This window comes from Bradyrhizobium vignae, assembly GCF_900324035.1.
Classification (GTDB): Bacteria; Pseudomonadota; Alphaproteobacteria; order Rhizobiales; family Xanthobacteraceae; genus Bradyrhizobium; species Bradyrhizobium vignae.
On sequence record NZ_LS398110.1, the window covers coordinates 5,509,867 to 5,533,565 of the forward strand.

Here is a 23,699-nt window from a genome sequence, read left to right on the forward strand (position 1 = left end):
TCGGCTCAGCGTCGCGACATTTCATGTCGCGCCTTGTCCGGGACACGAGATCAGAGCGCGTGCAAACACTCGCTTGCCCCGGACGTAGCGCAGCACTTCCCTGGCGATGCGAAGCATCGTCCAGTTCAGTGATGCGCTGCAGAGCCGGGGCCCATGCAGGCAGTTACCTCGACTACACCGCCATCTTCCGATGCAGCACCGGCGCGCCGGTGGTGAGGCTCTCGGCCGCATCGATGATGGCATTGGCATCGATACCGTAATGCCGATACAGGTCAGCGATGGTGCCGGTCTGGCCGAACTGCTCGATGCCGAGCGCCTCGACGCGATGGCCGCGGACGCTGCCGAGCCAGCCGAGCGCGGCAGGATGGCCATCGATCACGGTCACGATGCCGCAGTCGCGCGGCAGCGGCGCCAGCAGTTTCTCGATGTGGCTGAGATGCTGCAGACCGCGACGGTCGCGGCGCAATTTCCGTGCGGCGGTCCAACCGGCATGCAGCCGGTCGGCCGAGGTGATCGCGAGCAGGCCGACGTCGCGGCGGCTCTCGCCGATGAAGCCGGTCGCCTCGATGGCCTCGGGCGCGACTGCGCCGGTATAGGCGATCACGACCTCGGCATTCGGGCCCGGCTTGCGCAGCCAATAGGCGCCATCCGTGATGCCCTGCCTCAGCTCCGGCGTCACGATCCGCTGCGCCTGCTCGATGCTGCGCGTGGAGAGGCGCAAGTAAACCGAGCCGCCCTCGCCTGGATCGCGCTGCATGTGATCAAAGCCGAAAGCCATGATCACGGCGAGCTCGTCGACGAAGGCCGGCTCGAACGAGGCGAGCCCATCCTGCGCCATGCCGATCAAGGGCGTTGCGATCGACTGATGCGCGCCGCCCTCGGGCGCGAGCGTGATGCCGGACGGCGTCGCCGCCACCATGAAGCGTGCATCCTGGTAGCAGGCATAGTTCAGCGCATCGAGACCCCGCTCAATGAAGGGATCGTAGAGCGTGCCGACCGGCAGCAGGCGCTCGCCATTCATCTGGTGCGACAGGCCGAGCGCCGAGAGCATGATGAAGAGGTTCATTTCGGCAATGCCGAGCTCGAGATGCTGGCCCTTGGGCGAAGCATCCCAGTTATAGGTCGATGGAATTTTCTCGCTGCGGAATAAGTCCGCTTTCTCCGCGCGGGCGAATAGGCCGCGCCGGTTCACCCACGGGCCGAGATTGGTGGAGACGGTGACGTCGGGCGAGGTCGTGACGATACGCTTTGCCAATTCGCTGTCGCTGCGCGCGATCTCGTTCAGCACGAGGCCAAAGCCCTGCTGGGTCGACATCTGCGGCGATGGCTTGAACGTGAGTTGGGGCACCTCGACGACGGGAGCCGTCAGCCGGCGGCCGTCCTGATTGAACGGCGCCCGCGCGAGGAAAGCTTCCAGTTCGGCCGCATCCTGCGTCAGCCCTTCGAACTTGTCCCATTCATGGCCGGGCCGGATGTTCTGGCTGTCGCGATACTTCTCCATCTGCGCAACGGTCATCAGGCCGGCGTGGTTGTCCTTGTGGCCCTGGAATGGCAGGCCGACGCCCTTGATGGTGTAGGCAATGAAGCAGACGGGGCGATCGTGGTCGATGGAGTCGAAAGCCTCCAGCATGCTCGCCATATCGTGGCCGCCGAGATTCGACATCAGCGCCAGCAGCTCCTCGTCGCTGCGCTTGTCGATCAGTTTGGTGATCGGGCCCTGGTCGCCGATCTCGTCATGCAGATGCTTTCGGAAGGCAGCACCGCCCTGGAAGCACAGCGCCGCATAGAGTGCGTTCGGGCAATTGTCGATCCAGCGCTTGAGCGCCTCGCCGCCTGGTTCCGCAAATGCCTCGCGCATCAGGCGGCCGTATTTCACGATCACCACGTCCCAGCCGAAATTGCGGAACATGGTCTCGAACTTTTCCCAGAGCCCCTCGCGCACGACGGCGTCGAGCGACTGGCGGTTGTAGTCGACCACCCACCAGGTGTTGCGCAGGCCGTGCTTCCAGCCCTCGGCAAGCGCTTCGAAGATGTTGCCCTCGTCCATCTCGGCATCGCCGACGAGGGCAATCATCCGCCCCTCGCGCCGATCCTTCATCCAGCCGTGTGCCTTGACGTAGTCCTGAACCAGCGAAGAGAACAGCGTCTGCGCGACGCCGAGGCCGACCGAGCCGGTGGAGAAATCGACGTCGTCGACGTCCTTGGTGCGCGAGGGATAGGACTGCGCGCCCTTGAAGCCGCGAAAGTTCTCCAGTTTCTCGCGGGTCTGGCGGCCGAACAGATACTGGATGGCGTGGAACACCGGGCTCGCATGCGGCTTCACCGCGACGCGATCCTCAGGGCGCAGCACATGGAAATACAGCGCCGACATGATGGTCGCGAGCGAGGCGGACGAGGCCTGGTGGCCCCCGACCTTGAGGCCATCCGCATTGGGACGAACATGGTTGGCGTGGTGGATGGTCCAGGAGGACAGCCACAGCGTCTTGCGGGCGAGCGCGGTCAACGTGTCGAGACGGGCGGAATCAACGGGCATGGCGATGCTCCGGGAAATATGCACCGATCATACGCCTGCGAGCCGCGTCAAACTTCTCAATTTTTCGCGCCATACCCACCGATTTTGGGATATTTTACCAATGTAGTGCCGCGAGATGCAGGTTCCATCCCAATGCCCGAGCTCGACGCCATCGACCGCAAGATCCTCAGCCACCTCCAGAACGACAGCCGCCTGACCATGCAGGAGCTCGCCGACAAGGTCGGGCTCTCGGTCTCGCCCTGCCACCGCCGGGTCAAGCTGCTGGAGGAGCGCGGCGTCATCTCGCGCTACGTCGCGACCGTGGATCAGAAGGCGCTGGGGCTGCATGTCAGCGTCTTCATCTCGATCAAGCTGGCGCGGCAGAAGGAGGAGGACCTCAACCGCTTCGCCCGTGCCATCTCCAAATGGGACGAGGTCTTGGAGTGCTATCTGATGACCGGCAATCGCGACTATCTGCTGCGCGTCGTCGCTGCCGACCTCGCCTCCTACGAGACATTCCTGAAGACCAAGCTGACCCGGCTCGACGGCATCGCCTCGATCGAATCGAGCTTTGCGCTGAGCCAGGTGAAGTATTCGATCGCACTGCCGGTGTGATGGCCGTTGGTCACCGCTCTTGTCCGCCGAAGCCTTGGCGAAGACGGATGCGGGGGAGGGAGCGCACTGCCGCTGCGGCTACACCATCATCGCCACGGCTGCACGATGATCTTGGTGTGGGCTTCAGGGTTGGCGAGATCCGTGAAGGCTTTCGCGACGCCGTCGATGCCGACCTTCGCCGTCACCATCGCCGCCGCATCCACCTGCCCCTCGGCAATCAGCCGAAGTGACGCCGCGAATTCCTCCGGCGTGTAGCCGAGCACGTATTGCACATTGAGCTCCTTCATGATGCCGAGCATCGGCTCGCTTCTGTCGGTCTCCATGCAGACGCCGACCACGACGATGCGCGCATCGCGCGGGGCACCTTCGAACACCTGCTGGAGCAACCCGGGCACGCCGACACATTCGAAGATGATCGCGGGCTTGAGCGCCGGCTGCATGGCCTGGAACGGGGACCGCGCCGCCTTCTCGGCTTCCGACATCTGCGCGTGCTCCGCCCAGGTCGCGTAGGGCTGCGAAACTCTGGGATCGACGACGATGTCGGCACCCAGCTTTGCCGCCAGCGCGCGACGCGCCGGGGAATAATCGGCAGCGACGATCGGATGCAGGCCCCTGATCTTGAGTGCGGCGATCACCGCGAGCCCGACGGGGCCGCAGCCGATCACGAGCGGCACTTCGCCGCCGCTTATATTGGCTTTGGCGACGGCGTGGACGCCGACCGCCAGCGGCTCGGTGAGCGCGGCGTGCTCCGGCGCAAGTCCGTTGGGCACCTCGAGCAGCAGCGCTTCACTCAGCAGCATCGCCTCCGCATAGCCACCGACGTTGTCGTTGGAATAGCCGATGCCTTCGACACCCCCAGGTGTCACCAGCGCCGGCAGCGAGCAGACGTGTGTGCCCCGCTTGAGCCTGCGTGCCGTGCCGGGACCGTAATCGACGATCTCGCAGCAGAACTCGTGCCCGAACACGACGTCACGGCTAAGGTCCATCGGCTTGCGCCCGACTTTCCGCGCCATCTCGACCATGCGGGGGGCGTGCTGACGTGCATGCAAATCGGAGCCGCAGATGCCGCAGGCGAGCGTCTTGACCAGGACCTGACCATTGCCGGGTTTCGGCTCAGCGATCCGATCGACGACAATCTCTCCGTTCCTGAAAATCGCGGCGCGCATCGGGCTCCTCCCTCATCGTTGGAGCCTTTGATAGCACGAAGTGGAAACCGCGATATTGCGTCAGGCGTTCGGGGAGCGCTCTTCCAGAACCAGGAGCTGGGCGCGGCGGACGCGCTCGCGATGGGCGATGTAGAGACCGCTCGCGACGATGAAGGCCGCGCCGACGATGGTCCAGATGCTCGGCACCTCGCCGAAGATGAAGAAACCGAGAATGCTGACCCACAACAACTGCGAGTAGGAAAACGGCGCCAGCACCGAAGCATCGCCATAGCGATAGGCCAGCACGACGATCCACTGACCGGCGGTCGAGGCAACCCCGATGAAGATGCCGAGTGCGATCGCGGTCCAGGATGGCGTCACCCAGACGAACGGCACGATTGCGGTGAGGATCGCAAGGCCGGTCAGCGAGGAATAGGCCATGGTGGTGACGACGGCTTCCCGCCCGCTCATCATCCGCGTCAGGATCAGCGTGCCGGCCCAGCAGGCCGCGGAGACGACGGGGAAGAACGCCGCTGGATGAAACGCGCTGGTGCCCGGGCGCAGGATGATCAGCACGCCGACGAGGCCGAGCGCGGTCGCGAACCAGCGGCGCATGCCGACCTTCTCGCCGAGGAAGACGATCGAGAGCGCAGTGACGAACAGCGGCGCGACGAAGCCGGTGGCGGACGCCTCCGCGATCGGCAGGAAGCCGAGGCCCGTAATGAAGAACAACGAGGAGCCGAGCAGCACCGCGCCGCGCATCACGTGCAATCCGGGACGCTCGGTGCGCATCGCGTAGTACGGCGAGGACCGCAGCATCACCGGCGTGAAGATCAGCGCGAAGGTGAGGAAGCGGATCCAGGTGATCTCGATCGAAGGCAGGCTGGTCGAGAGATATTTCGCGGCGGTGTCGGAGCAGCCGAGAAACACGGTCGAAAGCAAGATCAGTGCGATGCCCTTGAAGGGATGGTCGACGCGCGCAGGTGCGCGGCGGCCGACATGCTTCTTCTCGGGGACGGGCACGGAAATACTGTCGAGCCTTGCGGCTGCGGCTGGCGGCGGGGTCACGACTGGAACTCGGGAAAAAAGCGAATCGAGCGCCTCTAAAAAACGACAAATGCGCCGCGTTCACAACTTCCGAAAACAGGATGCCGATATGCGCTGATCGCCGCGCGCGTCAATGCTCCATTAATAATGCGCGTTTGCTGCACTACAACATTGGCAGGCTGCGCGGCTGCGGCCCGCGCGGAAACGCCGCATCGAGCGCCGCAATCTCCTCTTTCGTCAGCACGAGATCGCCAGCCTCCGCGTTTTCCCCGGCGTGTTCCGCGGATGACGCCTTCGGGATCGCAAACACCGTAGTCGCACGGGTGAGGAAGCTCAGCGCGACCTGACGCGGCGTCGCACGACGCGCCTCCGCGATGCGCGCGAGCACCGCGCCGCCCCTGGTGTTGCTCGCCGGAAAATCGTCGTGGCCGAATGGCGAATAGGCGACGACGGCCACGCCATGCTGCACGCACCACGGGATCACGGCATGCTCGATGGCGCGTTCCTTCAGATGATAGAGCACCTGATTGCAGGCGATCCGCCCTTCGCCGGAGACAGCGAGAATCTCGTCCAGATCGTCGGCATCGAAATTTGAGACGCCCCAGGATTTGACTTTGCCTGATTTCACCAGTTCCTCGAATGCCGCGACGGTGTCTTCCAGCGGATAGGAACCGCGCCAGTGCAGCAGGTAGCAATCGAGACGATCGGTCTTGAGCCGCTTCAGCGAGCGCTCGCACGCCGTGATGGTTCCCCGGCGCGAGGCGTTGCTCGGCAGCACTTTTGAAACGAGGAACACCTCATCGCGCCGGCCTGCAATCGCATCCGCAATGACGAGCTCGGCATCGCCATACATTTCGGCAGTGTCAATATGAGTCATGCCGAGATCGAGCCCGCGCTGAAGCGCCGCGATCGCGCGCTTGCGGTCGCCGTGGTCGAGATACCAGGTGCCCTGCCCGATGACGGAAACGTTGGCGCCGGTCTTGCCGAAAGGGTTTGTGTTCATGTTTATTCCTTCAGGTGCTCTAGAGACCGCTGATATCCGCGACCAGCACGCTGCCGGTCGAGGACTCCGTGATATAGAGCCGATCCTTGTTTTCGCCACCAATCGCCACATTGGTGCAATTCGGTCCCGCGCAGGACTTGATCCGCGCGATCAGTTCGCCGTTAGGCGCGAATACGAAGACGTGGCCGAGCGAAGCGTGGCCGACGAACAGCCGGCCCTTGGCATCCATGGTCATGCCATCGGGGCCGCTGGTGCCGAACAGCGAGCAGAAGCGACCGACCTTCGACACGCTGCCATCCTTCATGAACGGCATCCGCCACACCGCGTTGTCGCGCGTCATGGCGACGAACAGCACGGTCTCGGTCGGGTCGAGCACGAGGCCGTTCGGGCTGATGCCGGTGTCGATCAGGCAATCGAGCCGTCCATTCGATGCGAGCCGATAGACCCGGCCGCTGGGATCATGCAGGCCGGTCTGGCCCTGGTCGGTGAAATAAATGTCGCCATTGGACGCAAGGTGCAGGTCGTTGCAGCCGCGGAACGATTCCGAATTGCGCGCGGTCAGGATGGGCTTGACGCGCCCGGCTCTGGCATCGAGCTCCATGATGCCGTGCATGTAGTCGGCCACCAGGATGCGGCCGCCGGCTGCGATCTTCAGCCCGTTCGGCCAGCCCTCATATTCGACTACGAGCGACCAATCGCCATCGGGCGCGATACGGAAAATGCGACCGAAGGGAATGTCGACGATGTAGAGATTGCCGTCCCTGTCGAATGACGGCCCCTCGATGAAACTATCGGTCGGGATGTTCGGCCGGTTGGCATCGGCCCAATCGGTTCGCACGCCCTTGCGGCGAAACTTGTCCGGCATTGCGGAGAACAGCCTGGTCTCGATCAGGCGCGGCGGCGTTTCCAGGTACATGATTGTTGTTATGGATGTTGAGGCGGAGCGCGGCAGCATAGGGCACAATCGGGGGGCGCGTCGATTGGGGCGGGGCATGGCCGCCCCGCCCTCACTGTCATTCCCCGCGAAGGCGGGGAATCCAGTACGCCGCAGCTTCTCGATGACCCACTGCCGTCTCGGAGTACTGGATCACCCGGTCAAAGCCGGGCGATGACAGCAGAGTCCGCGGCGACGACCGGGAACGACGCCCCTACCCCGCCGCGCCCGCGACCTTCGCCTGCTTCGCCGGCACGACCTCCGTCGCCGCAATCAAACGCTTCAGCTCGGGGATGCAGGAGCCGCAATTGGTACCTGCCTTGAGCTTGGCGCCGATCTCGGCGGCGGTGCGCGCGCCGCCAGCAATGGTGTCGCAGATGGTGCCGCGGCCGACGCCGAAGCAGGCGCAGACGATCGGGCCGGTCGAGGCGGCGCCTTCGCTGGACTTGCCCGATAGCAGCATGCGGCGCTGATCGTCGTTGACTTGATCGGCGACGAACAGGCTCTTGACCACCTCCCAATCGCCGGCGTCGTGCGCGGGCCCGACGAACAGGCAGGTGTCGATGCGGTCGCCCGCGAACGAGGCGGCGCGATAGACCCCGCCGCCGAAGTCGCGATATTCGGCAACGTCTTCGCCCGCGACGTTCTCGAGCCAGGCGGGCCAGCGCGAAAGATCTGCGTTGTCGGCGAACAGATAGCCGAAGCCGCCGGCGACCGTGACGCGGGTCCACAACAGGTTTGGCGGCAGGTCCAGCTGCTTGCGCGACAGCGCAAACCCGCGGAACACGAATTCATAGGGCACGATCGCAGCCGGCGTCGCTTTGGATTCCGGCTGCCCGGAGAACGGGTCGGTGAAGGACTGCACCAGCGCACCAACCCGGCCATGCGAGGTGTTCATCGCGCTCCAGTGGATCGGCACGAACAGCGTGCCGCGCTGCTGCCCTTCGCTGACGACAGCCTTCAGGATGCACTGGCCGTAATCGGTGGTGATCCGGGCATAGCTGTCATGAGCGATGCCGTATTTGCTGGCGTCGTCGGGATGGATCTCGACAAACGGCTCGGGCAGATGCGCGCCCAGCCGCTGGCTGAGACCCGTGCGCGTCATGGTGTGCCATTGGTCGCGGATGCGCCCGGTGTTGAGCCGCAAGGGGCGCGCCGGCCCCGTCTCGCCGCGCAGCGCCGGCACCTCCGGCGCGACGAAGCGGCCCTTGCCGTCATTGGTGAAGAAGCCGCCTTGCGCGAAGAACCGCTCGCCAGGCAGCCCGCCTTCCCGCACCGGCCACTGCACCGGCCTCAACGCATCGAACGCTTCGTCCGACAGCGAGGTCAGCGCGCCGATGTCGAAATCGCGGCTGCCGTCGTTCTCGAAGGCCGAGAGCGCGGCATGCTCGCGGAATATGTCCGCGGCGGATTTGTAGTTGAAACTGTCGCCGAAGCCGAGGCGCTTTGCGGTCTCGCTCAAGATCCACCAATCGGGGCGCGCCTCGCCCGGCGCCGGCAGGAACGAGCGCTGGCGCGAGATGCGCCGCTCGGAATTCGTCACCGTGCCCGATTTCTCGCCCCAGGCCAGCGCCGGGAGCAGCACGTGCGGGCCGGCCTCGACGGTGTCGTTGGAGAGCACGTTCTCGGAGATGACGAACAGTTCGAGCTTCTTCAGCGCATTGCGAACCATGTCGGCATCTGGCAGCGACACCGCCGGGTTGGTGCCCATCACCCACAGCGCCTTGACCTCGCCGCGGTTGATCGCCTCGAACAGCTGCACCGCCTTCAATCCCTCATGGGTCGCAATGCGCGGCGCCTTCCAGAACCGCCTGACACGATCGATGTCGGGCGGCGTGAAACCCATGTGAGCGGCGAGCATGTTGGCGAGGCCGCCGACCTCGCGGCCGCCCATCGCGTTGGGCTGGCCCGTGAGCGAGAACGGCGAGGCACCAGGCTTGCCGATGCGGCCCGTGGCAAGATGGCAGTTCAGGATCGCGTTGACCTTGTCGGTGCCCTGCGCCGACTGGTTGACCCCCTGCGAATAGAGCGTGACGACCTTCGCGGTCTCGCGAAACATCTTGAAGAAGTTGGCGACGTCCTGCTCGGACAGGCCCGTGGCAAGCGCCGTCGCGGTGACGCTGCCGGCAATGCCCCGCGCACGCGCCAGCGCATCGTCGAATCCGCTCGTGTTCTGCGCGATGTAATCCTGATCGAGCGCGCCGTTGTCGGCGAGATGGACGAACAGGCCGGAGAACAGCGCGGTGTCGGTGCCGGGCTTGAGGCCGAGGAAGAGATCGACATCGCTCGCGGTGTCGGTGCGGCGCGGATCGATCACGATCATGCGCGCGCCGCGCTCCCCACGGTTCTTCAGCATGCGCTGGAACAGCACCGGATGGCACCAGGCCGCATTCGAGCCGACGAAGACGAGCAAGTCGGCCTGGTCGAGATCCTCGTAGCAGCCGGGCACGGTGTCGGCGCCGAAGGCGCGGCGATGGCCGGCAACCGAGGACGACATGCACAGCCGCGAGTTGGTATCTACGTTCGCCGTGCCGACAAAGCCTTTCATCAGCTTGTTGGCAACGTAATAGTCCTCGGTGAGGAGCTGGCCGGAGAGATAGAAGGCGACCGCATCGGCGCCGTCGCGCGCCACGATGTGCTGCATGCGGTGGGCGACATGGTCGAGCGCATCGCTCCAGGCGACCCGCTCCAGCACGCCCTTGCAGCGGATCATCGGGTAGAGCAGCCGGCTTTCGAGCCCGACGGTCTCGCCGAGCGCAGAGCCCTTGGAGCACAGCCGGCCGAAATTGGCGGGATGATCAGGATCGCCCGCGATCGCCGCGCCGCCCCTGCCGTCCGGCGTCGCCAGCACGCCGCAGCCGACTCCGCAATAGGGGCACGTCGTCTTGGTGGTGCGGAGATTTGGATCGATCGCCGTCATATCAAGCCGCTTTCGAAGGGAGCGCCAGCGCGCGGCCGAACATCATGTCGGTGCGGATCGCCGCCACCTTGTCGCGATTGCGGATCAGCTCGAGGTACCAGAGCGCATCGACGGTATCGCCGATCAGCACCGCGCCGGTGAGCCGGCCGTCGGCGATGACGAGCTTCTTGTAGGTGCCGCGCCTGCGGTCCGACAGCACGAGGCTCTCGCTGCCCTCCCCGCCCATGAAGTCACCGGCGGAGAACACGCTGACGCCGGAGACCTTGAGGTTGGTCGAGACCACGCTGCCCTGATAAGCGGCGGGCCGGCCGGCGAGATGCCGTGCCAGCACGCGAGCCTGCTCATAGGCGGGCTCGACCAGGCCGTAGCAGGTGCCGCGATGCTCGGCGCATTCGCCGAGCGCGAAAATGTCGGACGAGGAGGTCTGCATGACGTCGTTGACGACGACGCCGCGATTGACCGCGATCCCCGCCTCTTTCGCCAGCGCGACGTTCGGCTTGATGCCGGCGGCGAAGATCACCGCATCGGCCTCGATGCGGCTGCCGTCGGCGAGCTCGACAGCCTGGACATGACCGTCGCCGTGGATGCACTTCGTGCTGGCGTTGAGCAGGATGCGGATGCCCTTGCGCTCGACCAACATCTTGAGCAGGTCGGCCGCGGGCGCATCGAGCTGGCGCTCCATCAGCCGGTCCATCAGATGCAGCAGCGTCACGGGGGCACCGGCCTTGGCGAGACCGTAGGCAGCCTCGAGTCCGAGCAGTCCGCCACCGATGACGACGACGCGCTTCTTCGCCGCAGCCAGCGTCAACAGCAGGTCGACGTCGCGCGTATCGCGAAAGGTGTGCACGCCGGCGAGATCGGCGCCCGGCACGTTGAGCCGCAGCGGCGTCGATCCCGTGGCGAGTACCAGCTTGGAATATTCCATGCTCTCTTCGCCGGCGATCTTGAGCTCGCGGCGGCCGACATCGATCTCGGTCACGCGATAGCCGTAGCGCACCGTGACGCCGCGATGACGCCACCAGTCCGCCGGCCTGAGCTCGATCTCGTGCGAGCCGGTCTCACCGGCCAGCACGGAGGAGAGCAGCACGCGGTTGTAAGCGAGCCGCGGTTCGTCACCGATCACGGCGACCGCGTAGCGGCCGAGCGCGGTCTTGGCGAGCTCGTCGACCAGACGCGCGGCCGCCATACCGTTACCGACGATGACCAGCGGTTCACTCACAAGGCATCTCCTATTCGGCGGCCTGCGCTTGTGCGCCGTAGGCCTCGGAAATCATGTAACCGGACAACACGCCATAGGCGTCGGTCCAGGCAGTGGCGAGTTCGGGCGTCCAGGCTTGGCCAAGCCCCTTCTCCAGGGTCCACAGCAAGGTGGCGCCGACCACGGGGTAGTGCTCGGCTTTGGCGCCATAGGCGACGTGACGCTTGGCGAGCGCCGAGGCCGCGGGAAGAATCGTCTCGAGGTTCGACAGGCCGCCGACGACGGCGGCGAGCATGCCCATCAGCTTCTTGCGCTGTTCGGTCATGTCCTCGGGAAACATCGCGCGCACGGACGGAGCCACCTCGAACAGACGATCGTAGAACAGAACCGCGGCCTGCTCCGACATCGGCGCAACCTTGGAAAAGCTCTGCTGAATGAGAGTGATCTGTTCTGGCGTCATGATGTTCTCCTGTCCGTTTCGGTCTGCCTTCGTCCGCGCCATTGCGGAAAAAGTTCATGGGTCAAACGTCACCAGAGGGACTCCTCCCCGCGTACGGGGAGAAGCGACATTCGTGCCAAGTGTCTATCTTCTGAGCATGATCTGGTCGGAAAACCGCTTCACACTTTTCCGGATCATGCTCTACACACGCGCTTCGGCGAGGCTTGGCGCGCCTTCCCCCTGCGGGCCGCGACGCAGGTAGAACCACCAGGTCAGAGCGAGGCAGGATCCGTAGAAGGCGAGATAGATTGCGAGCGCGAGCTGCGGCCCGCCGGTCATGGCGATCGACTTGCCGAAACCGCTCGGGATCAGATAGCCGCCGACGGCACCAATCGCGCCGATGAAGCCGACCGCCGCGCCGCTCTCGATGCCCGCGGCCTTCAGGGCAGCCGCACGCGCGACATCGCCCTTACCGCGCACCTTGAACAGGCTCTCCTCGCGGAAGATCGAGGGGATCATGCGGTAGGTGGAGCCGTTGCCGATGCCCGTCGTCACAAACAGGATCAGGAACATCGACAGGAAGCCGATGAAATCCTTCTGCCCGACGAAGTAGAGCACGCCGATGGTGGCGCCCGCCATAACGATGAAATTCCAGAAGGTGATGATCGAACCGCCGATCCTGTCGGCAAGCCAGCCGCCGAGCGGACGCGACAGCGAGCCGACCAGCGGGCCGAGGAAGGCGATCGCGATCGTCACCGTCGGAAACTGCGTCTTGATCAGCAGCGGAAATGCCGCGGAGTAGCCGATGAAGGACCCGAACGTACCGATGTAGAGATACGCCATGATCCAGGTGTGCTTGCGCTTGACGATGGCGAGCTGGTTCTTCACCGAAGACTTGGCCGTGGTGAGATTGTTCATGAAAAACACCGCACCGAACACCGCGATCGCGATCGGCAGCACCCACATCAGGCCGGCATTCTGGAGGAAGATGCCGTCAACGGGAGTGGCTTGGAACAGATTGAAGACGGCGAGCGTCATCAGGATCGGGGTCAAGAGCTGCACGCTGGAAACGCCGATATTGCCGCCGGCGGCGTTGAGGCCCAGCGCCCATCCCTTCATCCGGTCGGGGAAGAAGAAGGAGATGTTGGTCATGCTTGAGGCGAAGTTGCCGCCACCAAGACCGGCGGTCGACGCGATCAGCAACATCAGCCAGAACGGCGTGTCGGGCTGGCTGACGAAATAGGCGAGCGACAGCGTCGGGATGAACAGGATCGCCGCGCTGAAGATGGTCCAGTTACGGCCGCCGAACGTCGTCACCGCGAAGGTGTAGGGAAAGCGCATCAAGGCGCCGATCAGGCCCGGCACCGCGACGAGCTGGAACAGCTGGTCCGTGGTGTAGTGGAAGCCCGCCAGCGGAAGTTTGGTGGTCACGATGCTCCAGATCAGCCAGACCGAGAAGCCAATATGCTCGGCCACAATCGACCAGATCAGGTTGCGTCGCGCGATGGTCTTGCCAGTCGCATTCCAGAACGCCTCATCTTCGGGGCGCCAGTCTGAAATCCAAGTAGGATTCTTCGTCATTGAGTATCCCTTCTAGGCTCACCGCTGCGTCGTTGCAGGCTTGGCCTCCGGGCCACGGAGGCACGCTCCGAGGCTTCACCTCGGTGGCGAGTTCACGATGCTGATTGATGATGTTGAGGGACGTCTTCGTTGGCGTCGCGCAAAGACGGTTCAATTTCCGTGCCAATTGCGCGCACGCTGGAAATGCAGGGATTTCAGGATGTTATTCGTATTGCCCGAAATTCTTGCAGGGCTTTTTCGCTCGCAAAATTTGCGATTCGCTCAATCCTTGTGCGCCGCACAAGGATTGAGCGAGGTGTCGATTATTTAGGCGCGGACGTTTCGCGCATTAAACCTTGGCTTACGCGGCCTCTACGAAGCGGTGACGCTCGTAGAGGAATTCGAGCACGCGCTGCCGGCACTTCAAATACGTGGTGTTGGTCGCGAGCTCGAGCCGCTTGCGGGGGCGCGCCAGCGGCACCTCCAACACCTCGCCGATGCGCGCGCTCGGCCCGTTCGTCATCATCACGATGCGGTCGGACAACAGCACGGCCTCGTCGACGTCGTGGGTGATCATCAGAATGGTGTTGCCGAGCTTCTGATGCAGCGCCATCACCGAGTCCTGCAGATGGGCGCGGGTCAGCGCGTCGAGCGCGCCGAACGGCTCGTCCAGCAGCAGCACCTTCGGCTCCATGGCCAGCGCCCGCGCGATGCCGACGCGCTGCTTCATGCCGCCGGAGATTTCCGAAGGACGCTTGTCCCTGGCATGGGCCATCTGCACGAGGTTGAGATTGTGCATCACCCAGGCCTCGCGCTCGGCGCGCGACTTGGTCTTGGCGAAGACTTTGTCGACGCCGAGCTTGACGTTCTCGTAGACGGTCAGCCACGGCAGCAGGCTGTGGTTCTGAAACACCACGGCGCGATCAGGCCCCGGCGAGTTCACCTCGCGGTTCTCCAGCAGCACGCCGCCCGTGGTGGCGCCGGTCAGCCCTGCGATGATGTTGAGCAGGGTCGACTTGCCGCAGCCGGAATGGCCGATGATCGAGACGTATTCGCCCTTTTCGATCGTGAGATTGATGTCCTTCAGCACCTCCGTGGAGGCGACGCCGCGGGTGAAGACCTTGTCGATGTGGTCGAGCTTCAGATAGGCGGTCATGTACCTTCTCCTCAGTTCTGCGCGGTGCCGCGGGTGACGAACTTGCCGAGGCCCGCGATCAGGCGGTCCAGCACGAAGCCGACGATGCCGACATAGAACAGCGCCAGGATGATCTCGCCGATATGCGAGGAGTTCCACGCGTCCCAGATGAAGAAGCCGATGCCGACGCCGCCGATCAGCATTTCGGCTGCGACGATCGCAAGCCACGACAGGCCGATGCCGATGCGAAGGCCGGTGAAGATGTAGGGCGCCGCCGCCGGGATCATGATCTTTGCGAAGAACTCGAGCGGGTTGAGCTGCACCACCGCGGCGACGTTGCGGTAATCCTGAGGAATGTTTCGGATGCCGACCGCGGTGTTGATGATGATCGGCCAGATCGAGGTGATGAAGATGACGAAGATCGCCGAGGGCTGGCCGTCGCGGAATGCCGCGAGCGAGAGCGGCAGCCAGGCCAGCGGCGGAATGGTGCGGAGCACCTGGAACAACGGATCGAGCCCGCGCATCGCCCAGACCGACTGCCCGACCAGAACGCCGAGCGCGATGCCTGCGACCGCCGAGAGCGAGTAGCCGAAAGCGACGCGCTGAAGACTGGCGGACAGATGCCAGAACAAGCCTTTGTCGATGCCGCCATGATCGAAGAACGGATCGAAGATCAGCTCCCTGGTGTCCGCAAACACTTTTGACGGCGGCGGCAGTGCCGAGCCGGCTCTCCGGCAGACCAGCTCCCACACCAGCGTGAGCAGCGCGATCACGACCAGCGGCGGGATCACGCGCACGGCCGTCTCGCGTGCCATGCGTGCGTAAGCCTCAGTGCGCGGAGGACGCTTCGGCGTCAGCGCGACGACTGGCGCGACGGTTGCGGCAGGCGTCGCGGTCTCACCCTCGATCTTCGTGGCAGTCATGTTCATCGCTATCTCTCTCCGGCTTGGCAAGGACGCGGCCGCCCAATGGGCGGCCGCTGGCTCCATCAGACTTCGACGCGCTTGATCGCGAGCGACTTCAGATAGGCAGCCGGATTTTCGGGATCGAACACCTTGCCGTCGAAGAAGGTCTCCTTGCCGCGCGAGGTGGAGGTGGGAATGTCGGCAGCGGCGACGCCGAGAGTCTTGGCCGCATCGCGCCACATGTCCTCGCGGTTGACCTTGGCGATCAGCGCCTTGGTGTCGAAGTTCGCCTCGTACTTGCCCCAGCGGATGTCCTCGGTGAGGAACCAGAGATCGTGGCTCTGGAATGGATAGGAGGCATGATCGCGCCAGTACTTCATGATGTGCGGAGAGTTCTCGACCACCTTGCCGTTGCCGTAGTCGAACTTGCCGGCGGTACGGTCGTAGACGTCCTCGACCGGGCAGTTGATCCACTGCCGCTTGGCCATGATGGTGGCGAGCTCCTGCTTGTTCTCGGCCTTGTCAGCCCATTGCTGGGCCTCCAGTACCGCCATCAGGATCGCCTTGGTCGCCTTCGGATATTTGTCGACGAAGGCGGCGCGCATGCCGAACGATTTCTCCGGATGCTTGTTCCAGATCTCGCCGGTATTGACCGCGGTGTAGCCGATGTCCTGGTGGACGAGCTGGAGATTCCACGGCTCGCCAACGCAGAAGCAGTCCATGGTACCGACCTTCATGTTGGCCACCATCTGCGGCGGCGGCACCACAATGGTCTCGATGTCCTTGTCGGGGTCGATACCGCCGGCGGCGAGCCAATACCGGATCCAGAGGTCGTGCGTGCCGCCGGGGAAGGTCATCGCGGCCTTTACGGCCTTGCCGGAGGCCTTCTTCTTTTCCAGCGCCGCTTTGAACGGCGCAGCATCGGTGCCGAGCTTGAGATCGGCATATTCCTTGGCGACCGAGATGCATTGGGCGTCGAGATTGAGCCGCGCCAGGATGTACATCGGCGTCGGCTGGTTGTTCTGCGTCACCTTGCCGGCCGAGATCAGATACGGCATCGGTGTGAGGATATGCGCGCCGTCGATGCCGTTGCCCTCGGAGCCGAGCACGAGGTTGTCGCGCGTGGTGCCCCAGGAGGCCTGCTTCTGCACGTCGACATCAGGCATACCGTATTTGGCGAAGAGACCCTTGTCCTTGGCGACAAACAGCGGGCCGGCATCGGACAGCGCAATGAAGCCGAGCTTGGCGCCCTTGACCTCCGGGCCCGCATCCTGCGCGAAGGCGCCGGCGGGGAAATTGAACTTGGCGGCGGCGAGAAGGGCAGCGGTAGAGCCGGCGGCTTTCAACAATTGACGGCGGCTGAGGCCAGTCTCGGAGGGCCGGCGAATGCGCTTGGTCATCGGTGGTGTCGTCCTTTGCGTCGTTGCGAATGATTGCGTCAGTGCGCACGAGCAGCCCGTCCGTCCGTGACGCCAGAAAAAGGCGCATGCGAACGCATGACGGGGGAGTCCCCCGTTCGGGTGGCGTCAGCAAAATCGGATGAGAAGTCTCGCGGGACGGCTTCAATGGCGTCGGCCTGGAACTATTCAAGCTTCGTGCCAAGCTCAGCGCTGCCAAAATATCAAGAAATTTAGTAACTTAGATGCACGGTGCCAGACTGTCGCAGGCTGGTCCCGCTTGCGAAATTTGCGCACTGCTCAATCCTTGTGCGACGCACAAAGCTTGTGCAGTCGCTTAAGCAGGAGGCTGCCGAGCGCCTCCGACCGAAGTCGGCGAGAGACGCATCACTTTGATATGACTTTATTTTTCCTGCGCGTCTCGGCGGCACGCAACTTGCTTCTTCATTGGCGTCAACGAAGACTGCGGCTTGCCGCATTGTTGCAGCCTCTGGCGGCTGCATCCCGGAAGCTCAACTGCTTCGCGGCCCTCCCGGCTCAGTCCTCGTGACGCGATTCCCAAGGCTTCCAGACATTCCATAATCCTCGTGCGCGGCAGGCCAGCCCGCACGGCCGATGACGTTCAGCCGCGCTCTCGCCAGGGGCGTGTCGATCTCACTTACGAAGCAAAGGAACCATTGATGTCGTATCTCGCGCCTTCGGAATTCGTCACCAAGATGGTGGATGCAGGCGAGTCCAAGATCTTCATGTCCACCCGGGATACCGTCATCCGGGCCTATATGGCCGGCGCCATCCTCGCGCTCGCCGCCTGGTTCGCCGTCACCATCAACGTGAACACCGGCCAGCCGCTGGTCGGCGCGCTGCTGTTTCCGGTCGGCTTCGTCATGCTCTATCTGCTGGGCTTCGACCTCCTGACCGGCGTGTTCGTGCTCTCTCCGCTCGCCTTGATCGACAAGCGCCCGGGCGTCACGCTCGGTGGCGTGCTGCGCAACTGGGGCCTCGTCTTCGTCGGCAATTTCGCCGGCGCCTTCACCGTGGCCTTCATGATGGCCTTCGTCACGACCTTCGGCTTCACACAGGCGCCCGACAAGATCGGCACCGCCATCGGCAATATCGGCGAAGGCCGAACGCTGGGCTATGCCGCGCATGGTGCGGCCGGCATGGCGACGCTGTTCATGCGCGGCATGCTCTGCAACTGGATGGTCTCCACCGGCGTCGTCGGCGCCATGATCTCGAGCTCGGTCTCCGGCAAGGTCATCGCAATGTGGATGCCGATCCTGGTGTTCTTCTACATGGTGTTCGAGCATTCCGTGGTGAACATGTTCCTGTTCCCGTCGGGCCTGATGCTGCACGCCAAGTTCTCGATCATGGACTATCTGATCTGGAACGAGATCCCGACCGTGCTCGGCAACCTCGTCGGCGGCCTCGCCTTCACCGGCATGACGCTCTACGCCACCCACGTCCTGACCCTGCCGAAGCGCCAGGCCGACAAGGCTGCGAAGCCCCGCGTTGCGGCCTGATCGAAGACGTCTCGACGGGCGGCCTCGCCCGATCAGGGTGAGGCTCCCCTTTGCCGGTGATGACGATGCCCCGCGGACTCCTGATTTCGGTCGGCCAACATTCCGACAAGGGTCGCAAGCCCCTCAATCAGGATTTTCACGGCGTCCTGATTCCGGAGGAGCCGCTGCTCAGCCTGAAGGGCATCGCAGCTGTCCTCGCCGACGGCATCTCCAGCAGCAGCGTGAGCCAGATCGCCAGCGAGTCGGCGGTCAAGAGCTTCCTGATGGACTATTACTGCACGTCGGAATCCTGGACGGTGAAGACCTCCGCCCGGCGTGTGCTGGAGGCGACCAATTCCTGGCTGCATGCGCAGACGCGCAGGAGCCAATATGCCTATGACCGCGACAAGGGCTATGTCTGCACGCTCAGCGCCATGGTCATCAAGACGGCCACCGCGCACATCTTCCACGTCGGCGACTGCCGCATCTACCGCGTCGCCGGCAGGGCGCTCGAGCAGCTGACCGACGATCACCGCATCATCGTGTCGTCGGAGCAGACCTATCTCGGCCGTGCGCTCGGCATCAATCCGCAGCTCGAGATCGACTACCAGACCCTCGAGATCCAGGCCGGCGACACCTTCCTGCTGGCGACCGACGGCGCCTACGAATTCGTCGATCAGCGTTTCGTGACCGGCGTCATCGCCGAACTTGCCGGCGACCTCGATCGTGCTGCAAAAGCCATCGTCGAGGAAGCTTACCGGCGCGGCAGCGACGACAACATCACTGTCCAGATCCTACGGATCGATGCGGTGCCGGAGGAAACGGGGGTCTTCGATCGGACCTCGACGCTGCCCCTACCGCCTCTGTTGGAGCCCCGGGCTGTGTTCGATGGCTACCGGATCATCCGGGAGATCCACGGCAGCAGCCGCAGCCACATCTATCTCGCGGTCGATACGGAGACCGAGGAAACGGTCGCGCTCAAGATTCCGTCGATCGACCTGCGCGACAACCAGGCCTATCTGAAACGTTTCCTCATGGAGGAATGGATCGCGCGGCGGATCGACAGTCCGTACGTGCTCAAACCGCGGTCGAAATCGACGCGGCGCAACTATCTCTACGTCGCGACCGAGTTCGTCGAGGGACAGACGCTGCGGCAGTGGATGCTGGACAACCCGCGCCCCGATCTGGAGACGGTGCGCAGGATCGTCGAGCAGATCGCCACCGGGCTTCGCGCCTTCCATCGCATGGAGATGCTGCATCAGGATCTCAGGCCGGACAACGTCCTGATCGACAAGACCGGCACCGCGAAGATCATCGACTTCGGATCGGTCAGGGTCGCAGGGGTTGCCGAAGCGGCGCCGAGATCGGCCGACACGGAAATTCTCGGCACCGTTCAATATACGGCGCCGGAGTATTTCCTCGGCGAAGGCGGATCGCCCCGATCCGACATGTTCTCGCTGGCCGCCATCTGTTACCAGATGCTCACCGGGCATCTGCCCTACGGCGCCCAGCTCGCCAAGATCCGGGGACGATCGGACGCGTGGAAATTGAGATACCGCCCTGCGGTCGATGCCGAGCGGGGCATCCCGGGCTGGATCGATGGCGCACTCAGGAAGGCGCTGCATCCCGATCCCTACAAGCGCCACGAGGATCTCTCCGAGTTCGTCTTCGAGCTCCGAAATCCCAATCCGGCCTATCTCGCCACGCGGACCACGCCACTTCTGGAGCGCAATCCGCTGCTGTTCTGGAAGCTGACCACGGCGATCCTGGCCTGCGCCGTCATCGTGCTGCTCGCAGCGCTCCGACTGCGATAGCCGAACAAAACCGGATCACGCCGGCTCTGCCGCCTTCACGCCCAGTGGCTTCGGCGCCATGCCGCCACCCGGCTTGAGGTGGAATTCGTAGCTCATCAGGTGCCATCGCCCGCTCGTCTTGGTGCCGTCGGGCATCTCGGGATCGTTGCGCGGCTCGACCTTGGCGATGAGATCGTCCTTGACCCCGAACACCACGTCGGAATCCAGATATTTGTCGCCACCGATGAAGACGTGGGTGATCAGCGGCTCATAGCCCTTCGCATTCACCAGGAAGTGCACATGCGCCGGGCGCATCGGGTGGCGATTGGTCTGCACGATCATCTCGCCAACGGGACCGTCGGTCGGGATCGGGTAACTGCACGGCAGGATGGTGCCGAAGAAGAAGCGTCCATCATCATCGGTGATGAAGCGCGCCCGTGCCGAGGCGCCGACCTCGTCATAGTTCGGCTTCTGAGAATCATAGAAGCCGTCATCATCGGCATGCCAGACATCGACGGGAACGCCGGCAAGCGGATTGCCCTTGAGGTCGGTGACGCGGCTCTGCACGAACATCCGCTCGCCCGTCTGATTGTTCGACGAAATGTCGGTGCCGTGCGCGGTCACCTTGTGCTCGCCGACATAGAACGGGCCAAGCACGGTGGTCTCTGTCGCGCCCTCGCGGTCGCGATGATTGACCGCGTCGACCAGCATGGAGACGCCGAGCACGTCGGACAGCAGGATGAATTCCTGGCGGGTATCGGTGCACTTCTGGCCGGTTCGGGTCAGGAAATCGATGGCATATTCCCATTCCGCGAAGGTGAGACCGGTCTTGCTCACGTAATCGTGCAGCGACTTGATCAGCTCCTGGAGCAGGAATTTCGCGCGTGGGTTCGGCGTGTTGTCGAAGCTCCGGATCACGGCTTCGGTGAGCTCGCTCTCGTTGAACTGGGTCATGATGCTGTGCTTCCCGTTTTTCTGCTTTCGGATTCTCGGTTTCCTTGGGGCGTTCAGCCAGAGGCTACACCAGCAGGCCAGCTGGAGTTAAGCGCAACCGGCTTGGAAGAGGGGGGCGATTTCGGCTATCAGGCTTACGACAAGAACCGCCCGAGGATTTCCCATGCTAGCCCCCACTCCAGCCTCCCCCGAATCCGTCGGCATGTCCCAAGCTGCGCTCGACCGCATCGATGCGCACCTGAAGAACCGTTACATCGATGCCGGCCGTTTCCCCGGAACCCAGCTTTTGGTCTATCGTCGAGGCAAAGTGGTTCATAGTTCGGTGCAGGGCTTTGCCGATGTCGAGCGCAAGGTGCCGGTGAAGGACGACACCATCTACCGCATCTATTCCATGACCAAGCCGCTCACCAGCGTCGCCTTCATGATGCTGGTGGAGGAAGGCCTCGTCGCGATCGACGAGCCGGTCGCCAAATACATTCCGGAATGGAAGGATCTCGGCGTGTTCGTCGCCGGCACGTACCCGGCCTTCCTGACGCGGCCGCCGTCGCGGCCCATGCTGATCGTGGACCTGCTGCGCCACACGTCCGGGCTGACCTACGGCTTCCAGCAGCGCTCCAATGTCGATGCCGCTTATCGCGCTGTAAAGATCGGCGAGGTCGAGAAATCAGGCACGCTGCAGACCATGATCGAGGGCCTCGCAAAGATCCCGCTGGAGTTCTCTCCGGGCGAGGCCTGGAATTACTCGGTTGCGACCGACGTGATCGGCTACCTCGTCGGCAAGATCTCGGGCGTGCCGTTCGAGCAGTTCCTTAAATCACGCATCCTCGATCCGCTCGGCATGATCGACACCGACTTCCACGTGCCGGCCTCGAAGGTTCATCGCTTCGCAGCCTGCTACTCGGCGGACCCAGGCGGGGGCATGACCTTCCACGCGGGCCAGCGCCGCGAGGGCCTGACGCTCCAGGACGATCCGACCACGAGCTCGTTCCTGTCACCGCCCTCCTTCATCTCCGGCGGCGGCGGCCTGTGTTCGACGGTCGCCGACTATCTCACCTTCTGCCGCGCGCTGCTCAATGGCGGCGAGCTCGGCGGCGTCAGGCTGATCGGGCCGAAGACGCTGGCGCTGATGACGACCAACCATATTCCGGGCGGCGGGGCGCTGCCCGAGGTGTCGCGCTCGCTGTTCTCCGAAGCCACCTACAACGGCATCGGCTTCGGCCTCGGCTTCGCCGTGACCATGCGCCCGGCCGAGACGCTGATCGCCGGCAGCCCCGGCGAATACAATTGGGGCGGCGCGGCCACGACCTCGTTCTGGATCGACCCGGCCGAGGAGCTGATCACCATCTTCATGACGCAGGTGCTGCCGTCGAGCGCCTACCCGATCCGGCGCGAGCTGCGCAGTATGGTCTACGCCGCAATCACCGAGAGCAATCTGTAACCGATCGCGCGATCCCGCGGCCACCGGCTGCGGGATCGCGCTCATTTGAGCAAGGCGGAAAACTTGCGGGCCTGTGCACTGCACGCACACGCCCGCTCGGCTTCGAAAACGGAGCTAGTGCATATGACCAATCAGATAGATGCCGCCGCCGATCACGATGATCGCGGGCACGGCCCAGAGAATAAATACCGGCATCACAGCTCTCCCTAATTGGACGTGCAGACCTTGACGGTCTTCATGCTGCTTTCAGCCTCGGTGCGTGTCTTGTAGACCGTGCCCGAAGGGCTGACGACGGTCATCGAGGCGTCTGTCGGCTTCTTATCGACGACAGTGCACTTCTTGGTCTTGACGTCCTGGACCACGTAGAACTCGTCGGCCGCGAACGCCGGCAAGGACAATGCAGCAACGATCAGCGCTGCACTCGCTATTCTCAGCGTCATTCTCTCCTCCTCAGATTCCCGGGCTTCGGCCCGGTCGATTCAGTAACGGGAAAAAATAGCAATTTGTTCCTACGCCGGGGGAACACCGCGCATGGCGAGGGTGTTGTTGCCGCGCTTATTCCCGTGAGGAGGACAAGATGAAAAAGCTGTTCCTGCTGTCCGCGACGGCGGTCCTGATTTCGACCGGCGCATTCGCGCAATCCACCGTGACGACCACCGGAACCGGTCACGCGGCGGTAGTTCAGATCGAGCCGCAATACCGAACCAAGATCAAATCCTACGTCACCGAGCACCGCATCCGTCCGGTGACGACGAAGGAAAAGATCGTTGTCGGCGCGACGGTGCCGAGCGACGTCGAGCTCGAGGCCGTTCCGGCGGACTGGGGCCCGTCGCTGACGAAGTATCGCTACGTCTATTCCGGGGATCGCGTGATGCTGGTGGATCCCGGCTCACGCACTGTCGTGCAGGAAATCGATTGATCAGGACGAAACGGACGGCCGTCGCGACGGCGGCCGTCCTCGCGGAGTTGAGCGCATGACATCGCATCGCGAGGCGCGGATCGCCGGACTTAGCCTGGCGGCCATCTATGCCGTGTGTCTGCTACTGACCGCGGCCGGCATGAGCTGAGGCGCAAGAGTCGCCGACAGCGCTGCGAAAATCCCGTCTCCGGACTGTTCGGGACTGTTCGCCGAGTCGCGAAAATCGTGGCGCAGCGTAGCTGGCGACCGTATGGTCTGCCAAAGCCATGATCCGGCGCCGCCGCGC

The 23,699-nt window shown here is 63.8% G+C and carries 19 protein-coding genes; 5 read left to right on the forward strand and 14 right to left on the reverse strand.

Features of this window, described 5'->3' with window-relative positions; translation table 11 throughout:
* Positions 1-172: 172 nt before the first annotated feature.
* Positions 173-2,533, reverse strand: a complete 2,361-nt coding sequence (locus tag BRAD3257_RS26745) for a transketolase (RefSeq protein ID WP_122404363.1) — start codon at positions 2,531-2,533, stop codon at positions 173-175.
* Positions 2,534-2,665: 132 nt separating this feature from the next.
* Between BRAD3257_RS26745 and BRAD3257_RS26750 the strand changes: the two genes are divergently transcribed.
* Positions 2,666-3,127 (forward strand): Lrp/AsnC family transcriptional regulator, encoded by a 462-nt coding sequence (locus tag BRAD3257_RS26750; RefSeq protein ID WP_027571162.1) that lies wholly within the window; start codon positions 2,666-2,668, stop codon positions 3,125-3,127.
* 86 nt (positions 3,128-3,213) lie between these two features.
* On the opposite strand, the gene BRAD3257_RS26755 is transcribed toward BRAD3257_RS26750, so the two are convergent.
* The 11 genes from BRAD3257_RS26755 to BRAD3257_RS26805 form a co-directional block, all read right to left on the reverse strand.
* Complete coding sequence (locus BRAD3257_RS26755) at positions 3,214-4,293, reverse strand: zinc-binding dehydrogenase (RefSeq protein ID WP_122404364.1); 1,080 nt, start codon at positions 4,291-4,293, stop codon at positions 3,214-3,216.
* 60 nt (positions 4,294-4,353) lie between these two features.
* Positions 4,354-5,340: a DMT family transporter gene (locus BRAD3257_RS26760; RefSeq protein WP_122404365.1), complete on the reverse strand. Its 987-nt coding sequence runs from the start codon at positions 5,338-5,340 to the stop codon at positions 4,354-4,356.
* Positions 5,341-5,482: 142 nt separating this feature from the next.
* Positions 5,483-6,322, reverse strand: coding sequence for an aldo/keto reductase (locus BRAD3257_RS26765; protein ID WP_122404366.1), 840 nt, complete (start codon positions 6,320-6,322; stop codon positions 5,483-5,485).
* A gap of 19 nt (positions 6,323-6,341) precedes the next feature.
* Entirely contained in the window at positions 6,342-7,238 is an 897-nt protein-coding gene (locus BRAD3257_RS26770; protein WP_122404367.1) for an SMP-30/gluconolactonase/LRE family protein, read from the reverse strand.
* Positions 7,239-7,470: 232 nt separating this feature from the next.
* Positions 7,471-10,176: a nitrate reductase gene (locus tag BRAD3257_RS26775; protein WP_122404368.1), complete on the reverse strand. Its 2,706-nt coding sequence runs from the start codon at positions 10,174-10,176 to the stop codon at positions 7,471-7,473.
* Position 10,177: 1 nt separating this feature from the next.
* The gene (locus BRAD3257_RS26780) at positions 10,178-11,395 is read right to left on the reverse strand and encodes an NAD(P)/FAD-dependent oxidoreductase (protein WP_122404369.1); all 1,218 of its coding nucleotides are present in this window, start codon (positions 11,393-11,395) and stop codon (positions 10,178-10,180) included.
* 10 nt (positions 11,396-11,405) lie between these two features.
* A complete protein-coding gene (locus BRAD3257_RS26785; RefSeq protein ID WP_122406770.1) occupies positions 11,406-11,834 on the reverse strand; it encodes a globin family protein in 429 nt (142 codons plus the stop codon).
* Positions 11,835-12,014: 180 nt separating this feature from the next.
* Positions 12,015-13,394 carry an MFS transporter gene (locus BRAD3257_RS26790; RefSeq protein WP_122404370.1) on the reverse strand — a complete coding sequence of 460 codons (1,380 nt, stop codon included), beginning with the start codon at positions 13,392-13,394 and terminating at the stop codon, positions 12,015-12,017.
* A 340-nt stretch (positions 13,395-13,734) separates the two neighbouring features.
* Entirely contained in the window at positions 13,735-14,529 is a 795-nt protein-coding gene (locus tag BRAD3257_RS26795) for an ABC transporter ATP-binding protein (RefSeq protein ID WP_122404371.1), read from the reverse strand.
* Between the two features lie 11 nt (positions 14,530-14,540).
* On the reverse strand, positions 14,541-15,437 hold the full coding sequence (ntrB, locus tag BRAD3257_RS26800; RefSeq protein WP_122404372.1) for a nitrate ABC transporter permease: 897 nt from the start codon (positions 15,435-15,437) through the stop codon (positions 14,541-14,543).
* Between the two features lie 59 nt (positions 15,438-15,496).
* Positions 15,497-16,813, reverse strand: a complete 1,317-nt coding sequence (locus BRAD3257_RS26805; RefSeq protein WP_122404373.1) for a CmpA/NrtA family ABC transporter substrate-binding protein — start codon at positions 16,811-16,813, stop codon at positions 15,497-15,499.
* Positions 16,814-17,490: 677 nt separating this feature from the next.
* Here BRAD3257_RS26805 and BRAD3257_RS26815 point away from each other — a divergent pair.
* Together BRAD3257_RS26815 and BRAD3257_RS26820 are read left to right on the forward strand one after the other, a co-directional pair.
* A complete protein-coding gene (locus BRAD3257_RS26815; protein ID WP_122404375.1) occupies positions 17,491-18,330 on the forward strand; it encodes a formate/nitrite transporter family protein in 840 nt (279 codons plus the stop codon).
* Between the two features lie 59 nt (positions 18,331-18,389).
* Positions 18,390-20,123 carry a bifunctional protein-serine/threonine kinase/phosphatase gene (locus BRAD3257_RS26820; RefSeq protein ID WP_162500622.1) on the forward strand — a complete coding sequence of 578 codons (1,734 nt, stop codon included), beginning with the start codon at positions 18,390-18,392 and terminating at the stop codon, positions 20,121-20,123.
* A gap of 15 nt (positions 20,124-20,138) precedes the next feature.
* On the opposite strand, the gene BRAD3257_RS26825 is transcribed toward BRAD3257_RS26820, so the two are convergent.
* Positions 20,139-21,056, reverse strand: coding sequence for an intradiol ring-cleavage dioxygenase (locus tag BRAD3257_RS26825; protein ID WP_122404376.1), 918 nt, complete (start codon positions 21,054-21,056; stop codon positions 20,139-20,141).
* Between the two features lie 163 nt (positions 21,057-21,219).
* On the opposite strand from BRAD3257_RS26825, the gene BRAD3257_RS26830 reads away from it, so the two are divergent.
* Positions 21,220-22,494 (forward strand): serine hydrolase domain-containing protein, encoded by a 1,275-nt coding sequence (locus tag BRAD3257_RS26830; RefSeq protein WP_122404377.1) that lies wholly within the window; start codon positions 21,220-21,222, stop codon positions 22,492-22,494.
* A 206-nt stretch (positions 22,495-22,700) separates the two neighbouring features.
* Here BRAD3257_RS26830 and BRAD3257_RS26835 read toward each other — a convergent pair whose 3' ends face one another.
* Entirely contained in the window at positions 22,701-22,934 is a 234-nt protein-coding gene (locus BRAD3257_RS26835) for a hypothetical protein (RefSeq protein ID WP_122404378.1), read from the reverse strand.
* A gap of 137 nt (positions 22,935-23,071) precedes the next feature.
* On the opposite strand from BRAD3257_RS26835, the gene BRAD3257_RS26840 reads away from it, so the two are divergent.
* A complete protein-coding gene (locus BRAD3257_RS26840; RefSeq protein WP_122404379.1) occupies positions 23,072-23,413 on the forward strand; it encodes a DUF1236 domain-containing protein in 342 nt (113 codons plus the stop codon).
* Positions 23,414-23,699 lie beyond the last annotated feature (286 nt).

Coding starts and splice junctions, on each gene's coding strand:
- BRAD3257_RS26825 (WP_122404376.1), bottom strand. CDS start 21,056: ATGACCCAGTTCAACGAGAGCGAGCTCACCGAAGCCGTGATCCGGAGC.
- BRAD3257_RS26755 (WP_122404364.1), bottom strand. CDS start 4,293: ATGCGCGCCGCGATTTTCAGGAACGGAGAGATTGTCGTCGATCGGATC.
- BRAD3257_RS26805 (WP_122404373.1), bottom strand. CDS start 16,813: ATGACCAAGCGCATTCGCCGGCCCTCCGAGACTGGCCTCAGCCGCCGT.
- BRAD3257_RS26830 (WP_122404377.1), top strand. CDS start 21,220: ATGCTAGCCCCCACTCCAGCCTCCCCCGAATCCGTCGGCATGTCCCAA.
- ntrB (WP_122404372.1), bottom strand. CDS start 15,437: ATGAACATGACTGCCACGAAGATCGAGGGTGAGACCGCGACGCCTGCC.
- BRAD3257_RS26790 (WP_122404370.1), bottom strand. CDS start 13,394: ATGACGAAGAATCCTACTTGGATTTCAGACTGGCGCCCCGAAGATGAG.
- BRAD3257_RS26785 (WP_122406770.1), bottom strand. CDS start 11,834: ATGACGCCAGAACAGATCACTCTCATTCAGCAGAGCTTTTCCAAGGTT.
- BRAD3257_RS26775 (WP_122404368.1), bottom strand. CDS start 10,176: ATGACGGCGATCGATCCAAATCTCCGCACCACCAAGACGACGTGCCCC.
- BRAD3257_RS26840 (WP_122404379.1), top strand. CDS start 23,072: ATGAAAAAGCTGTTCCTGCTGTCCGCGACGGCGGTCCTGATTTCGACC.
- BRAD3257_RS26750 (WP_027571162.1), top strand. CDS start 2,666: ATGCCCGAGCTCGACGCCATCGACCGCAAGATCCTCAGCCACCTCCAG.
- BRAD3257_RS26815 (WP_122404375.1), top strand. CDS start 17,491: ATGTCGTATCTCGCGCCTTCGGAATTCGTCACCAAGATGGTGGATGCA.
- BRAD3257_RS26795 (WP_122404371.1), bottom strand. CDS start 14,529: ATGACCGCCTATCTGAAGCTCGACCACATCGACAAGGTCTTCACCCGC.
- BRAD3257_RS26835 (WP_122404378.1), bottom strand. CDS start 22,934: ATGACGCTGAGAATAGCGAGTGCAGCGCTGATCGTTGCTGCATTGTCC.
- BRAD3257_RS26770 (WP_122404367.1), bottom strand. CDS start 7,238: ATGTACCTGGAAACGCCGCCGCGCCTGATCGAGACCAGGCTGTTCTCC.
- BRAD3257_RS26820 (WP_162500622.1), top strand. CDS start 18,390: ATGACGATGCCCCGCGGACTCCTGATTTCGGTCGGCCAACATTCCGAC.
- BRAD3257_RS26765 (WP_122404366.1), bottom strand. CDS start 6,322: ATGAACACAAACCCTTTCGGCAAGACCGGCGCCAACGTTTCCGTCATC.
- BRAD3257_RS26745 (WP_122404363.1), bottom strand. CDS start 2,533: ATGCCCGTTGATTCCGCCCGTCTCGACACGTTGACCGCGCTCGCCCGC.